At 69.6% G+C, this 14,202-nt stretch carries 17 protein-coding genes and 2 pseudogenes; 16 read left to right on the top strand and 3 right to left on the bottom strand.

The genetic code is table 11. The features are described from left to right. Nucleotides 1-184 precede the first annotated feature (184 nt). A pseudogene (locus FU658_RS15540) lies at nucleotides 185-589 on the top strand (Hpt domain-containing protein); the annotation flags it as partial. On the opposite strand, the gene FU658_RS15535 reads toward FU658_RS15540, so the two are convergent. Beyond that, complete coding sequence (locus tag FU658_RS15535) at nucleotides 502-855, bottom strand: hypothetical protein (protein ID WP_255505598.1); 354 nt, start codon at nucleotides 853-855, stop codon at nucleotides 502-504. The pseudogene FU658_RS15540 and the gene FU658_RS15535 overlap by 88 nt on opposite strands. Here FU658_RS15535 and FU658_RS12510 point away from each other — a divergent pair. From FU658_RS12510 to FU658_RS12495, 4 genes and pseudogenes are all read left to right on the top strand, one after another. Continuing rightward, a pseudogene (locus FU658_RS12510) lies at nucleotides 802-2,817 on the top strand (response regulator); the annotation flags it as partial. The gene FU658_RS15535 and the pseudogene FU658_RS12510 overlap by 54 nt on opposite strands. Then, nucleotides 2,810-3,367: a hypothetical protein gene (locus tag FU658_RS12505; RefSeq protein ID WP_147892376.1), complete on the top strand. Its 558-nt coding sequence runs from the start codon at nucleotides 2,810-2,812 to the stop codon at nucleotides 3,365-3,367. The pseudogene FU658_RS12510 and the gene FU658_RS12505, both read left to right, overlap by 8 nt. Then, nucleotides 3,301-4,416 carry a chemotaxis protein CheB gene (locus tag FU658_RS12500; protein ID WP_147892375.1) on the top strand — a complete coding sequence of 372 codons (1,116 nt, stop codon included), beginning with the start codon at nucleotides 3,301-3,303 and terminating at the stop codon, nucleotides 4,414-4,416. Before FU658_RS12505 ends, FU658_RS12500 begins: the two co-directional genes overlap by 67 nt. 4 nt (nucleotides 4,417-4,420) lie before the next feature. Beyond that, on the top strand, nucleotides 4,421-4,888 hold the full coding sequence (locus tag FU658_RS12495; protein WP_147892374.1) for a chemotaxis protein CheW: 468 nt from the start codon (nucleotides 4,421-4,423) through the stop codon (nucleotides 4,886-4,888). A gap of 55 nt (nucleotides 4,889-4,943) precedes the next feature. On the opposite strand, the gene FU658_RS12490 is transcribed toward FU658_RS12495, so the two are convergent. Next, the gene (locus FU658_RS12490) at nucleotides 4,944-5,681 is read right to left on the bottom strand and encodes a 16S rRNA (uracil(1498)-N(3))-methyltransferase (protein WP_147892373.1); all 738 of its coding nucleotides are present in this window, start codon (nucleotides 5,679-5,681) and stop codon (nucleotides 4,944-4,946) included. A 2-nt stretch (nucleotides 5,682-5,683) separates the two neighbouring features. Next, nucleotides 5,684-7,111, bottom strand: a complete 1,428-nt coding sequence (gene bioA / locus FU658_RS12485) for an adenosylmethionine--8-amino-7-oxononanoate transaminase (protein ID WP_425477614.1) — start codon at nucleotides 7,109-7,111, stop codon at nucleotides 5,684-5,686. Between the two features lie 8 nt (nucleotides 7,112-7,119). Here bioA and gspG point away from each other — a divergent pair, with 8 nt between their 5' ends. The 11 genes from gspG (at nucleotide 7,120) to FU658_RS12435 (ending at nucleotide 14,079) form a co-directional block, all read left to right on the top strand. Next, the gene (gene gspG / locus FU658_RS12480; protein WP_147892372.1) at nucleotides 7,120-7,551 is read left to right on the top strand and encodes a type II secretion system major pseudopilin GspG; all 432 of its coding nucleotides are present in this window, start codon (nucleotides 7,120-7,122) and stop codon (nucleotides 7,549-7,551) included. Continuing rightward, entirely contained in the window at nucleotides 7,523-8,056 is a 534-nt protein-coding gene (locus FU658_RS12475; RefSeq protein ID WP_147892371.1) for a prepilin-type N-terminal cleavage/methylation domain-containing protein, read from the top strand. The genes gspG and FU658_RS12475 overlap by 29 nt, the downstream gene beginning before the upstream one ends. After that, entirely contained in the window at nucleotides 8,046-8,408 is a 363-nt protein-coding gene (gene gspI, locus FU658_RS14525) for a type II secretion system minor pseudopilin GspI (protein ID WP_187266101.1), read from the top strand. The genes FU658_RS12475 and gspI overlap by 11 nt, the downstream gene beginning before the upstream one ends. Further along, a complete protein-coding gene (gene gspJ, locus FU658_RS12465; protein ID WP_147892370.1) occupies nucleotides 8,405-9,031 on the top strand; it encodes a type II secretion system minor pseudopilin GspJ in 627 nt (208 codons plus the stop codon). Before gspI ends, gspJ begins: the two co-directional genes overlap by 4 nt. Next, on the top strand, nucleotides 8,994-9,950 hold the full coding sequence (locus tag FU658_RS15530; protein WP_255505597.1) for a type II secretion system minor pseudopilin: 957 nt from the start codon (nucleotides 8,994-8,996) through the stop codon (nucleotides 9,948-9,950). The genes gspJ and FU658_RS15530 overlap by 38 nt, the downstream gene beginning before the upstream one ends. Beyond that, the gene (gspL, locus tag FU658_RS15525; protein WP_255505596.1) at nucleotides 9,889-11,073 is read left to right on the top strand and encodes a type II secretion system protein GspL; all 1,185 of its coding nucleotides are present in this window, start codon (nucleotides 9,889-9,891) and stop codon (nucleotides 11,071-11,073) included. The genes FU658_RS15530 and gspL overlap by 62 nt, the downstream gene beginning before the upstream one ends. Further along, entirely contained in the window at nucleotides 11,070-11,543 is a 474-nt protein-coding gene (gspM, locus tag FU658_RS12455; RefSeq protein ID WP_147892368.1) for a type II secretion system protein GspM, read from the top strand. Before gspL ends, gspM begins: the two co-directional genes overlap by 4 nt. Further along, the gene (gene gspN, locus FU658_RS15520) at nucleotides 11,543-12,310 is read left to right on the top strand and encodes a type II secretion system protein N (RefSeq protein WP_147892367.1); all 768 of its coding nucleotides are present in this window, start codon (nucleotides 11,543-11,545) and stop codon (nucleotides 12,308-12,310) included. The genes gspM and gspN overlap by 1 nt, the downstream gene beginning before the upstream one ends. Beyond that, a complete protein-coding gene (gene nudE, locus FU658_RS12445; protein WP_255505603.1) occupies nucleotides 12,307-12,894 on the top strand; it encodes an ADP compounds hydrolase NudE in 588 nt (195 codons plus the stop codon). Before gspN ends, nudE begins: the two co-directional genes overlap by 4 nt. Beyond that, entirely contained in the window at nucleotides 12,878-13,702 is an 825-nt protein-coding gene (gene mazG / locus FU658_RS12440; protein ID WP_147892365.1) for a nucleoside triphosphate pyrophosphohydrolase, read from the top strand. The genes nudE and mazG overlap by 17 nt, the downstream gene beginning before the upstream one ends. Before the next feature lie 68 nt (nucleotides 13,703-13,770). Further along, the gene (locus tag FU658_RS12435; RefSeq protein WP_147892364.1) at nucleotides 13,771-14,079 is read left to right on the top strand and encodes an Mpo1-like protein; all 309 of its coding nucleotides are present in this window, start codon (nucleotides 13,771-13,773) and stop codon (nucleotides 14,077-14,079) included. Nucleotides 14,080-14,202 lie beyond the last annotated feature (123 nt).

Here is a 14,202-nt window from a genome sequence, read left to right as displayed (position 1 = left end):
GGTCGAGGAAGAGCCCGAGGTCGAGGAGCAGCCCGAGGCCGTGGAGCAGCCTGAAGTCGAGGAGCAGCCCGAGGTCGAGGAGCAGCCCGAGGTCGAGGAGCAGCCCGAGGCCGTCGAGCAGCCCGAGACCGTCGAATCGGTGGACGAGGACGAACTCCTCCTGCGCCGTCTTCTCGAGCCTGAGGCGGACCCGGACGAGGCGCTGGACCTTTCGGAAATCGACGAGGAGCTCCTGGACCTGTTCCTCGAGGAAGCCCAGGATCTGCTCGATCATTCCGATGGCTTGTCGTCCGGCTTGCGTGAATCGCCCGAGGATCGCGAGATCATTACGGGTCTGCAGCGTGACCTGCATACGCTCAAGGGTGGTGCGCGCATGGCCGGAATCGCCGAGATCGGCGAACTTGGCCATGTCATGGAGTCGCTGCTCGAGGCCGTCGCCGAGGGCCGGCGCGAGTTGGGTCGACCCGGCGTACGCCTGGTCGAAGGCGGATTCGATCGTCTTCATCGGATGGTGACCCGGGTCATCGATCGCCAGGCCCTGGCAATGCCGGTCCGCCTGATCGCCGCTTTCGAGGCTGCTTCGCTGGGTCGTCCGCTGCCGGTCCTTGGTGATGCGTTCGTCGATGGTGGTGCCATCGAGGTCGAGAGTGACCGCCTGGCTGAGATGCCGAAGACGCGCAGTCGATCTCCGATGCGCCGGCCGACGTTGACTCGAGAGAGGCCGAGACCGAGACCGAGGCCGAGGCCGAGACCGAGACCGAGACCGAGACCGAGACCGAAGCCGAGACCGAAGCCGAGACCGAAGCCGAGACCGAAGCCGAGACCGAAGCCGAGCAGGCCTCGGACGAGCAACACCTTCCCGCCGTGCCTGCCGCTCCCGCGGAAGTGGCCCTGCGGCCGCTTCCTGTCCCGGTCACACGGGAATTGCCGCCGCTTTCGGAGCCTCTCAGTGTCGATGCGCTGGGCGACGAGGAGGATGCCGGGGGCATCCGGTCACCCCAGGAGCAGGTGCGCATCCGTGCCGACCTGCTGGACCGACTGGTCAACTACGCGGGCGAAGTGGCGATCTATCGCGCGCGACTCGAGCAGCAGCTGGGTGGTTTCCGTGGAAACCTCTCCGAGCTCGACGCCACGAACAATCGACTGCGCGAGCAGTTGCGCAAACTCGAGATCGAGACCGAGGCGCAAATCATCGCGCGCTACCAGCGCGAGACCGACGACACCGAGCGCGATTTCGATCCGCTCGAACTCGACCGGTTCTCGACGCTGCAGCAGCTCACGCGGGCGCTGTCGGAGTCCGCCGCCGACCTGGTGAACCTGCAGGGCTCGCTGGAGGAGCAGACGCGCCAGTACGAAACGCTGTTGCTCCAGCAGTCGCGCGTCAGTTCCGACCTGCAGGAAGGCCTCATGCGCACGCGCATGGTGCCGTTCGATTCACTGGTGCCGCGTCTGCGCCGCGTCCTGCGACAGGCCAGCAGCGACAGTGGCAAGCAGTCCCAGCTCAAGGTCGACGGCGCCTCCGGCGAGATGGATCGCAATGTGCTCGAGCGCATGACGGCCCCGCTCGAGCACATGCTTCGAAATGCAGTCGCCCATGGCCTGGAGCTGCCTGCCGAACGCCGCAAGGCGGGCAAGTCGGCCGACGGCGAGGTGACTGTCGGGGTGGCGCGAGAAGGTTCCGAAGTCGTGATCAGCGTCTCCGACGACGGTCGCGGCCTGGACTACGCCGCGATCCGCGAGAAGGCGATTTCGCGAGGCCTGCTCAAGCCTGATGCCAAGGTGACCGACGACGCGCTGGCTGCGTTCATCCTCGAGACCGGATTCTCGACGGCCGGCGAAGTCAGCCGCCTGGCCGGCCGTGGCGTCGGCATGGACGTGGTGTACAACGAGATCCGCCAGCTTGGCGGTGCGCTGAGCATCAAGTCCAGGCCGGGAGAGGGCACGCAGTTCCAGGTGCGCCTGCCCTTCACGCTGGCGGTGACGCAGGCGGTGTTCGTGAAGATCGGAGATACGACCTTCGCGATTCCCATCGCTTCGGTGCAGGGCGTGGGTCGAATCGCCCGCGACGAGCTGGAGGCGCAACTCGCAACCGACCATCCGACCCACAGCTACGCCGGCGAAGACTACGCGATCCACGACCTCGGCAGGCTCATCGGGCACGCCCCGGCGAAGGCGGGCGACAGCCTGCAGATGCCGGTGGTGCTGGCGCGCTCTGGCGAGTTGCGCGCAGCGATCTGCGTCGACCAGGTGCTCGGCAGCCGGGAGATCGTGGTCAAGCCCACCGGGCCCCAGATCAGCTCCATTCCAGGCATCTTCGGTGCCACGGTCATGGGCGACGGCAGCGTCGTCATCATCCTCGACGTCGCGCCCCTGGTGCGTCGCCAGGCGACGGTCCAGGCGCCGGTCGAGGAAGAGGTGGTGATCGAGTCGCGGCCGGTGCCGCTGGTCATGGTGGTCGACGACTCGATCACGATGCGCAAGGTGAGTGGCCGCGTGCTGGAGCGCAACAACTACGAGGTCATCACGGCGAAGGACGGCGTGGATGCGATCGAGAAGATGGCGGAACGCGTGCCCGACCTGATGCTTCTCGACATCGAGATGCCTCGCATGGACGGTTACGAGCTCGCCACGCACATGCGCAACGACGCACGACTTGCCGGCGTCCCGATCATCATGATCACCTCGCGAACGGGCGAGAAGCATCGCCAGCGCGCGTTCGAAATCGGCGTCAACCGCTACCTCGGCAAGCCCTACCAGGAAGCCGAGCTGATCCGGAACGTCCAGGACCTCCTCGCGACGGAACGCAGTGATGAGTGAAACCAACCCGAAAGTGGCCCTGTTGGGGCGTCCGGGACCGGCGCGCGAGCATCTTCGCAATGCGCTGGCCAGCCTGGGCGGCCAGATCACCATTGAAGGCGAGCCGGGCGAACTGGCCCCGGCCCAGGTGGCCGCCACCGGCCCGTCGGTCGTGGTGGTCAGCCTCGATGCGGCGATGGAAGACCAGCTCGACGAGTGGGACGAGCTGTTCGACACGGAAGGCCTGAACGTCATCTATGACGAGGCCGCGACAACCAGCCAGCTCGATGGTTGGGACCTCGCGCGTTGGGCCCGCCATCTCGCGGCCAAGATCCTGGGGCACGACCGCACGCTGCCGCCGGCCCCCGAGGGCGCGGAGGCGGTGCACGGTGCAGTGGACTGGATCCCGTCGCCGGGCGGCCCGATCAGTCCTGCCGTCCAGATGGATGCAGAGCGCTCGAGGACTACGCCGTCGAGGCGGTCGACCATGCCGGCAGCGTGCCGGTGGCCGATGACCCGCGTACCGGTGCCGACGATGCGTCGGGCGAGCTTTCCTGGTCGAACGACCTGACGGCCATCGAGGCGGAGGAACTTGAGCTCGATGACGAGGTGGCCGCGCTGATGGCCCAGCACGACGCCCATGCCGGTCAGGACGGCATCCTGCGCTTCGACGAATTCACCGTTGCGGATGGCGAGGACAGCAGCGACGGGCTCGACATCGACACCGGCTCCACGCCGGTTGATGACCAGCCCCGGAAAGCGGAAGGCGAACCCGAAGTTGCCGCTGTGATCGAAGGCGTTGGGGAGGCCGGCTCGACTGCCGCTTCCGGGGACGACCAGGCTGACGAAGAACGGGCTGACGAACAAGAGGCTGCTGACGGTCCGCGCTTGAGCTTCGGCCGTGAACTCTCGCTGGTCATGGACGACGCCGATGGCGATGTCCAGGCCGCCGATTCGAGCGGCGCGCCTGCGCCCGCGTCGGCAGCCGCTGCGACGATGAGCTTCGATGAACTTGCCGCGGCATTCGAGCTCGAGGACGTCGGGTCGGAGGATGGCGAGGAGACCCCGGCGGCGGAAGCCCCGGTGGGTGGTCTCGTCGTGCTGCTGGCGGGCATGGGCGGTCCGGACGCACTGCGCCAGTTGCTCTCCGCCCTGCCGAAGCGGATCCCCGTGCCGGTCGTCGTCTGGCAGCAGCTCAACGCGGGTACGCATGACCGACTGGCTTCCCAGCTGTCCAAGACCGGAAAGGTGGAAACCGCGCTGGCGGCGATTGGCGAACCGCTTCGGGCCGGGAGGGTATACATCCTGCCGCCCGGCGTGGGCGTGGACTGCAGAGAGGGTCTGCAGTTCGTGGCGGACCCCGCCAGTCCGGCGAACTTGCTCAAGGCTCTGGCGCCCCTGGGCGACAGTGCAACGGTCGTGGCCCTCAGCGGTACCGAAGGGACCTGGCTGGCGGACTCGGAAAGCTGGGTCGCCCAGGGCGGGCGCCTGCTCGCGCAAAGTCCCGCAACGTGTTTCGAGGCATCCGCCTGCGAGAGCCTGGTGAAGCAGGGTGTCGTGGACGCAGCGCCGGCCGATCTGGCCATCCGCGCCCTGGGCAAATGGCATGAGGACATCTGAAGCGATGAGTGACGTTGAATCCGACATCCGGGGAGTCATGATCAGCGTGTCCGGTGCACGCCTGTTGCTGCCCAATGCCTCCGTGGCCGAGGTGATCACGTTTGCCGAGCCCGAGCCGGTCGGTGAGTCCTCGCCGTGGCTGCTGGGGCGCGTGCGTTGGCGCGGCTGGCGCTTGCCGGTGCTGTCCTTCTCCAAGCTCGCCGGGCTGGCCGAGGAGTCCGGCGAACTGGGTGCCAAGGTCGTCGTGATCAAGGCGCTGGGCGGGAATCCACGCCTGCCGTTCTTCGCCCTGCTGACCCAGGGCTTCCCGCGCCTGGTGACGGTGTCTCGCGGCCGGCTGGTGGCGGAGTCCGGTGAGGAGACGCCGCTGGGCGTCCTGCAGCGGGTCATGCTCAACGAGGACTCCGCATTGATCCCCGACCTCGACACGATCGAGATGCTGGTGGCGAAGGCGCTTCAGCGCGCCGCCTGAGGCGCGTCGATCGACGAGGGCCCCCACGGGATCTCGCGGGGTGGGCCTTCAAGCCTCAGGTCGAAAGGTCGCCGCGCAACGCCTGTAGCGCGGCGATGGCCGCCGGCCCCGCTGTCTCGGTGCGCAGGATGCGTGGACCCAGCCTGAGGCCCTGGTAGCCCGCCACGCGAAGCGTGGCCAGGTCGCGCTCGGACAGTCCGCCCTCCGGCCCCACGACCAGTTCGAGTGCGCTGCATTGCGGAAGCTCGGCCAGGCCGAACTCCCCCCCTGGATCCAGCGCCAGCCTGAGGATCCCATCTCCGGGTGCCTGCGCCGCATGCAGCGCAAGTTCGCGGGGCTCGGACAGTGCCGGTATCCGCGCCCGGCCACTCTGCTCGCAGGCGGCCGTGATGACGCCCTTCCAGTGCGCCATGCGGCGTTCGGCGCGCTCGGCACCCAGCCGGACCTCGGTGCGCTCGCTCACCACCGGCACGATTGCGGCGACACCCAGCTCGGTGGCCTTCTGCAGGATCCAGTCCATCTTTTCGCCCCGGGCGAGTGCCTGCACCAGGGTCACCGCGAGGGGGGACTCGCTTTCCACGGCGGTCCGTTCCAGGACCTCGGCGATCGCGGCCTTCTTTGCCACCGACACCAACCGCGCCTGGTAGTCGTGGCCGTCGCCGTTGAACAAAACGACGCTATCGCCGACCTGTCGACGCAGGACGCGGATCAGGTGCGCGCTGGCCTGTTCACCGAGCCCCACCTGCTGCCCGACGACCAGAGGTGCTTCGACGAAGCTGCGAATCGTCCGCATGCTCAGGACTCCACGTGGACAGCGGCGTCGATGGCGCCGCGGGTGACGGTGGCCAGCTGCTGCAGCGCGTCGTCCTCGATGCAATACGGTGGCATCCAGTACAGCACGTCGCCCAGCGGACGCAGCACCACGCCGTGGGCGATCGCATGGCGGTAGGCCCTCAGGCCCGCGCGCTGCTCCGGGGCGAAGGCCTTGCGGGACGTGCGTTCGGCCACCAGCTCGATGGCCAGGATCATGCCGGTCTGCCTGACCTCGGCCACGTTCGGATGGCCAGCCAGCGGGGCCGCCAGCTCGGCCATGCGCGCGGCGGTGGCGCGGTTGCGTTCCAGCACCGGTTCATCACGGAAGATCGCCAGGGTCTCGCGCGCCGCGGCGCAGGCCAGCGGGTTGCCGGTGTAGCTGTGCGAATGCAGGAAGGCGCGTTCGCGCGAGTCGTCCAGGAAGCTCTCGTAGATCTCCTCGCGGGTGAGCACCGCGGCCAGCGGCAGGAAGCCCCCGGTGAGCCCCTTGGAGAGGCACAGGAAGTCCGGCTGGATGCCGGCCTGCTCGCAGGCGAACATCGTGCCGGTTCGTCCGAAGCCGACCGCGATCTCGTCGGCGATCAGCAGCACGCCGTGCTCGTCGCACAGTTCCCGCGCGCGCCTGAGGTAGGCCGGGTGGTACATGCGCATGCCGCCGGCACACTGCACCAGGGGCTCCAGGATGAGTGCACAGGTTTCACCACCCTGGACGGCCAGCACGTCGGCCAGCGCCTCGGCCGCCCGCAATGCGCAGGCCTCGGCGCCCTCGCCGGGCAGCGCGTCCCAGGCGTCCGGGGACGGAACGAAGGTGGGTTGCAGCAACAGCGGCGCATAGATCTTCCGGTACAGCGGGATGTCGCCCATCGACAGCGCGCCGAGCGTTTCCCCGTGGTATCCGTTGTGCAATGCGATGAAGCGGGTCCGCCCCTCGACGCCGCGATTGCGGAAGTGGTGGAAGGCCATCTTCAGCGCCACTTCGACGCCAGCCGAACCGTTGTCGGCGTAGAACACCTTCGTCAGGGGCGGCCGGTCGGCCTCGCGCGGGGCCAGCGCCAGAAGTTCCTCGGCCAGCGCCATGCCCGGCTCGTGCGAGAAGCCCGCCAGGATCACGTGCTCGAGTTCGCCGGCCTGGCGGGCGATCGCCGCGGCGATGCGCGGGTTGGCGTGGCCGAACAGGTTCACCCACCAGCTGCTGACCGCATCGAGGTAGTTGCGCCCGTCCACGCCCTCGAGCCAGACGCCGCGCCCGCGGCGTACCGGCACCAAGGGCAGTGTGTCGGGATGCTCGCGCATCTGCGTGCAGGGGTGCCATAGCACCGCCAGGTCGCGTTTGCGCCACGCATCGGCGTGGGCGTTGGCCTCGGCAGGGTCGGCCTCTGATAGCATCGGCTGGTCGCTTCCCGTGTGCATGGCCCCCAATGGTAACCGCCCCGCGTCCGCGTTCCGTCCGAGGATTCACCCTGATCGAGATCCTCGTGGTCGTTGTCATCCTCGGCATCCTTGCCGCGGTCGTGGTGCCGCGCTTCATGGACCGTCCCGACGAGGCGCGCGTGGTGCGCGCGCAGCAGGATATCCAGCAGATCGTCACCGCGCTGAACATGTACCGGCTCGACAACTACGCCTACCCGACCACCCAGCAGGGGCTGCAGGCCCTGGTCACGGCGCCGGTGGGTGCCGCGAACTGGCGCCAGGGCGGCTACCTGGACCGCGTGCCCAAGGACCCCTGGGGTCGCGACTACCTCTACCTCAACCCGGGACGGCACGGGGACATCGACGTGTGGACCCAGGGCGCGAATGGCCAGCCCGGCGGGGAGGGCGTGAATGCCGAGATCGGCAACTGGGGCGACTGAGGCCGCCGGCCCGCCGGCCGGCTTCACGCTGATCGAGGTGCTGGTGGTGCTCGCGATCGTCGCGGCAATCGGCGGCGCGCTGGTGCTCGTGTTCCCCGACCTGGGCGAGCGCCGCGCCGACACCGAGGCAGCCCGCGTGCATGGCCTGTTCGACCTGGCCTGCGAGCGGGCGGCGATGACCGGGCGCGATGTCGGCATCGCGCTGGCCAGCCGTCAACTCGCATTCGGCCACTTCGGCCCGGACGGCTTCGAGCCGATGCCTGCGGGCAGTTCCGAAGCCCTTCGCCGACGCGAGCTGGCCGCCAACGTCTCGCTGGCCGCGCGCGTCGATGGCCAGGCGCTGCGCCTGGGCGACAGCTTGCCTGCGCGACCGCAACTGGCCTGCCTGGCCTCCGGTGAACGGGTGCCGTTCGAGATCACCGTGCTCGAAGGCCAGCGACCGCTGTGGAAGCTCGCCGCCGGCACAGGCGGGGAGATCACCCGGGAGCGCATCGATGCGTTCTAGGGCGACCGGTTTCTCGCTGCTGGAAGTGCTGGTGGCGTTGGCCATCCTTGCGGTTGCGATGGCCGCGCTGGTTCGCACGGCCGGCATGGAGGCCGCCTCGCTGGCGCAGGTGCGCGAGCGCAGCCAGGCGCAGTGGATCGCCTCGAACCTGATCGCCGAGGCACGGCTTCAGGCCACGACACCGGCCACCGGCACGCGCGACGGCAGGCTCGAGTACGCCCGGCGCGAGTGGCGTTGGCGGATGGACGTGGCTGGCAGTGGCGTTCCCGGCATCCGTCGCATCGATGTCAGCGTGGGCCCGGCTGACGGCCCCGTGACGCTGACCCTGACCGGTTTCGTGGGCGCGCCGTGACGACCCTCGGGTGCCGGCATCCGACGGCTCCGGGCGGCTTCACGCTGATCGAGGTGGTCGTCGCGGTGGCGATCTTCGCGGTCGTGGCGGCGATGGCCTGGGGCGGGCTGGATCGTATTGTCCGAGCCAAGCAGGTCATCGACGCCCAGTCGCAGCAGTTCCGTGCGCTGCACCAGGCCATGGGGCAGTTCGAACGCGACGTCCGCCAGGCCGCGGCTCGCCCGGTGCGCGATGGCAGCGGGCTGGAACTGCCGGCATTGATCGGCGGCGGATCGGGCATCGAGCTGACCCGCTACGTCGGCAGCGGCGGATGGGACCGCGAGGCACCCGCCCTGGAGCGGATCGCTTGGCGCTGCGAGGACGGGGAGCTGCAGCGCCTGCGATGGGATGTGCTCGACCGGACGCCGGCTTCGCAGCCGCGGGTCGAGACCCGGCTCGACGGCGTGTCGGAGTGCCAATGGCGATTCCTGGCCGCAGGCGTGGCGCTTGAGCGCTGGCCGGCGGCTGGCGACGAGGAGCGACCCGAGCGCCTGCCGTCAGGCATCGAGCTGCGCTTCGCGCTGGAAGGCGAGGGCGAGTATCGACGTGTGCTCGAGCTGGCTGGCGGGGGTGAGGCGCCATGAGGCAGCGGGCCCGGCAGCGGGGTGCGGCGCTCGTGGTGGCCTTGCTCGCCGTCGCCCTGGCCGTGGTGTTGGCCGCGGGCCTGCTGGCACAGGGCGAACAACAGCGGGCGCACCTGCGCGACAGCCTGCGCTCGGAACAGAGCTGGCAATTGATGGTGGGCCTGGAAGCGTGGGCGGCGGACACGCTGGCGGGCGAGGTCCGCGCAGTGGACACGCTGGCCGATCCCTGGCTGCAGGCGATGCCGCCGATCGACGTGCCCGGGGCACGCATCAGCGGCCGGCTACGCGACCTCGGCGGGTGCTTCGACCTCAATTCGCTGGCGCCAGCCGGGGTGGCCGATCCGCTTCGCATCGAGGCGCTGCAGCGGGTGCTCGTGGCCCTGGATCTCGACCCCTTCATCGCCGTGGAAGCCGCGGACTGGATCGACCGCGACCTCGAGCCGCTACCCGGGGGCGCGAGGACGGGGCCTACATGGGTCGGATGCCCGGCTGGCGCACCGGCAACCGGCCCATGGCGCACGCCAGCGAGGTCCGGCGGCTTGCCCGGGTCGACGCCCGGGCCTGGGAACGGCTCGAGTCGTACGTGTGTGCGTTGCCCGCCTCGGCGCCGATCAACCTCAATACCGCACCGCCGCTGCTGTGGCTGGCGCTGGATCCGCGCATCGACGAGGCGATGGCACGGCGCCTGGCCCGCTCCATCGACAGCGCCTATCCCTCGTTGGAGGCCGTTGCCCAGGCGCTGGAGCGCGAGGGCCTGGCCGGAGTCGACCTGGGCCAGGCCGGACTGCAGACGCGCTTCTACATGGCCGAGGGCTGGATCGAATCCGAGGGGGTGCGTTACGTGCACAGCAGCCTCGTTGAACGCGACCGCGGCCTGGCCAGGGTCCGAGTGCTGGCGCGGGCGCGAGGGGAACTGTGAGCACATCCTCGCGCCGCAGGCGCACTGCTATGATCGCGCCGATGCCCGACCGACTCCTGAGAATCCATTCCGACGCACGCACGAGTGGCTGTCCGGGCCTGCGAACACGGCCGGACCGTTGACCGTGGTCGTGCCTGCCGAGGACGTGCTGTTGCTGGAGGTGGAGCGCCTGCCGGGCTCCGATGCCACGCTGGCGCGAGCCTTGCCCTACGCGATCGAGGAACAGTTGGCGGTGGCGGTCGAAACCCAGCACGTCGCCTGGGTGCCTTCGCAGGCGCCCGGCAAGGTCGTGGTCGGCGTCGTGGCGCGCACCACCCTGCAGGGCTGGCTCGACGCCCTGCGGCGCGACGGCCTTGAACCCGACGCGATGGTCCCCGAGGGATTGCTCGTGCCCTGGCAGCCCGGACGGGTGGGTTTGCTGGTCGAGGGCGGGCGTGCGGTTGCCCGGCTGGGGCGTTCGCGCGTGTTCTGTGGTCGAACCGAAGAAGTGCTGGCCCTGGTCTCCGGCGATACCAGCCTGGTCGACCGGGTGGATGTCGATACGTCGCCCGGGGCGATCCGCGCGATCGACCTCTATGCCCGCACCCTGGCCTCGGACCCCGCTTCGTCGCTGAACCTGCTGCAGGGAAGCTTTGCGCCGCGCAACCGCCACGCCGGCCTGCGTCGTACGTGGACGATCGCGGGTGCCACTGCCGTGCTGGCGGTGCTGCTGGCGACCACGCACCTGGGCATCGAACGCTCGAAGCTGGCAGCGCAGGTCGATGCGCAACGGGCGGAGATGACCGCGCTGTATCGCCAGCTGGTGCCGGGCAACGACCCGGTGGCCAGTCCGGAGGCCTACCTGGCCTCGGCATTGCGTGCCGCGGGCCAGGGCGAGGACCCGTTGATCGCCACCCTGGGGAATCTCTCCGCCGCCCTGGCGCGCGAAGGCTGTTGCACGATCCAGTCACTGGATTATCGCAACCGTGCGCTTGATGCCGTCGTGGACGCGCCGGACGTTGCCGCGCTGGACGCCCTGCGCGCCCGCCTGGCCGGTGATGGCATGCGGGTCGAGCTGGTCGGGGCCACCCCCGGCAGTCGCGGTGTCGAGGGGCGCCTGCGCCTGGGCGGGGAGGCACGATGAAGCAGTGGTGGGCGCAACGCCAGGCGAGGGAGCGCATGATCCTGCTGGTCGGCGGGGTGGTCGCGGTCCTGGTGCTGGCCTGGGCGCTGGCTTGGGACCCGCTGGTGGCCTCGCGCGATGCATTGCGGGCCGAAGTCCAGCGACAGCATGCCGAGCTGGCGTGGATGCGCCCGGCAGTCCGGGAAGCGGCGACGCGGGGCGGTATCGATGCCCCGGTCGCCGACGGCCGCTCGTTGCTGGCCCGGGTGGATGCCGGCGTTCGCGATGCAGGCCTTGGCAACAGGCTCGTTGCGGTGGAGCCCCAGGGCAGTGGGCGGGTCAGCGTGCGGCTCAGCCAGGCCGAATTCGACCGCTTTGCGATTTGGCTTGAGCAGCAGGTGCGTGCGGGGCTGCTCGTGGAGGCGCTGAGCGTGCAGCGCGCGGCCTCCGGCGTCGACGTGCGCATCGAGCTGCGCGAAGGAGCGTCGTGATGCGCTGGATATTGGGTGTGCTGGTCCTGCTGCTGGCCCTGGCCGTGGCGGTTGTCGCGTTCGCCCCGGCCGGCTTCGCGTTGGGCTACCTGCGCGACAACAGCAACGGGTCGCTGGACTACACCGATGCCCGGGGAACCCTCTGGCGCGGGGCCGCCAGTGGCGTCACGCTCAATGGCGAAGCGTTGGGCGAGGTGGCGTGGACATTGTCTCCCATGGCAGCGCTGCGTTCGCGCATCGACGCGCAGGTCCGGGTGGACGGTCCGCAGGGGTCGGGGACGGGCAGGATCCGTCGCCACGACGACAACCTGTTGATCAACGATGTCGACGCGGACCTGCCTGCCACCCTCCTGTCCCAGCTGCTGGCCCATGAGGGCCTGGTCCCGCAGGGCCGGCTGACGCTGCAGCTCGAGGAGCTCACGCTACGCGGCCGGCTCCCGCAATCCGCCTCCGGGCAACTGCGCTGGGTCGATGCCCGCGTGAGCGGCACCGTCCATGCGGAGCTGGGTGAATTGCTCGCCGAGTTCAGCAGCGTGAGCGAGGGTCGCCTCGACGGCGTGCTGTCGGATGCGGGAGGGCCGCTGGGCCTGGAGGGACTCTTTCACGTCTCATGGCTGGGCTATGGTGTGGAGATGATCCTCACGCCGCGAACTCCCGCCCTTGCCGACGCGCTCGCGCGCATCGGCCAGCCCGACGGCGGTGGCTCCCGCTTCTACGCCGTGGAAGGTCGCTGGCTGGCGCCGGCCGCCGCGCCACCGGGGGGCTGAGCGTGCCGAAGCTTCCGGTCATCCATGACATCCAGGAGCGCGACGAGGGCCGCAACCGGATCGAGGAACTCGACCTGGAGTTCAGCAACGGCGAGCGGCGCCGCTACACCCGGCTCAAGCCGCGTGGGCACGGGGCGGTGATCATTGCCGCGATGCCCGATCCGGAAACGGTGCTGCTGATCCGCGAGTACGCCTGCGGCGTGCACCGCTACGAACTTGGCTTGCCCAAGGGCCGCATCGACGCGGGCGAGTCGATCCTGGAGGCCGCCAACCGGGAACTCAAGGAGGAGGCCGGCTTCGGCGGCCGGCGGCTCAGCCTCGTGCGCTCCCTGACCCTGGCGCCGACCTACATGGCGCACCAGACGCATCTGGTGCTGGCCGAGGACATCTATCCCGAGAAGCTGGTCGGCGACGAGCCCGAGGACCTGGAGGTGGTGCCCTGGCGCCTGGACCGCCTGCACGAGCTGATGTTGCTCGAGGACTGCTCCGAGGGCCGTTCGCTCGCGGCACTCTTCATCATTCGCGAGTACCTGCACCATCGTGGCCCTGCCGTGGATGGGCCGGCGGATGAAGTCCGTGGTTGAGCCCCCTGCCCAGAGCCCCATTGCGCGACTGGTTGCGATCATGGCGCGGCTGAGGGATCCGGTGGGCGGGTGCCCGTGGGATGTGCAGCAGGATTTCGCCAGCATCGCCCCGTACACGGTGGAGGAGGCCTACGAAGTCGCCGACGCCATCGACCGCGGTGACTTCGACGACCTGCGCGACGAGCTTGGCGACCTGCTGCTGCAAGTGGTGTTCCACGCCCGCATGGCCGAGGAGGCCGGCCACTTCGGCTTCGACGACGTCGTGGATTCGATCTGCGCGAAAATGATCCGACGCCATCCGCACGTTTTCGGCGGCGGTGTCGTGGCCGATGCCGCGGCGCAGACCGAATCGTGGGAGAAGCTCAAGCGTGCCGAGCGCGAGGCGGCCGGACATGCCGATCCCAGCGCGCTCGCCGGGATCTCGCGCGGTTTGCCGGAGTGGATGCGCGCGACCAAGCTGCAAAAGCGCGCCGCGCGCACCGGCTTCGAGTGGCCGGACATCGGCCCGGTGGTCGACAAGCTCCACGAGGAGCTCGAAGAGGTGCGCGAGGAACTCGCCCAGGGGGGCAGCGCCGAGCGCATCGAGGACGAGATCGGCGACGTGCTGTTCGTGTGCGTGAACCTCGCCCGGCACGCCGGGGTCGATGCGGGGAGCGCCTTGCGCCGGGCCAACGCCAAGTTCGAACGGCGCTTCCGCGCGATGGAGGCTATGGCGCGCGCCGAGGGGCGGGTGCTGGACGATTTCGACCTGGCTGGCCAGGAGGCGCTGTGGCAACGGGCCAAGCGCGACGAACGCGGCGGGTCCTGAGTCCGGGGCGGTCGGGGGCTTTGCAGGCGGAGCCCGCGTGGCGCACCATCCGTGCAGGAGGGTCCGCCATGGCACGTGAGTTCGACAGTTTCAGCGAGTTCTATCCCTACTACCTGGCCGAGCACGCCGACCGCACTTGCCGGCGCCTGCACTTCATCGGCAGCGCACTGGTCCTGGTGGTTCTGGCGCTGGTGATCGCCCGCGTGCTCGGGCCGTGGTGGCTCCTCGCGATTCCGGTCATCGGCTACGGGTTCGCCTGGGCCGGACACTTCTTCTTCGAGCACAACCGACCGGCAACCTTCAGCCATCCGCTCTACTCGCTGGCGGGCGACTGGGTCATGTTCCGCGACATGCTGGTGGGGCGCATCCGCTTCTAGGCCTTCACCCGCCGCACGCATGGGAACCCGCATCCTCGTCCCGGGGTCGAAGCATCCAGTCCCCACCAGGAGCCCAGCATGCACCGCAGGACCGCATTGGGGCGGATCGTCGCCCTGTCGCTC

This window comes from Alkalisalibacterium limincola (assembly GCF_008017755.1).
In the GTDB taxonomy this organism is placed as follows: Bacteria; Pseudomonadota; Gammaproteobacteria; order Xanthomonadales; family Xanthomonadaceae; genus Alkalisalibacterium; species Alkalisalibacterium limincola.
Note: the sequence above shows the minus strand (reverse complement) of the source record. Positions and strands in the feature narration are given on the sequence as shown.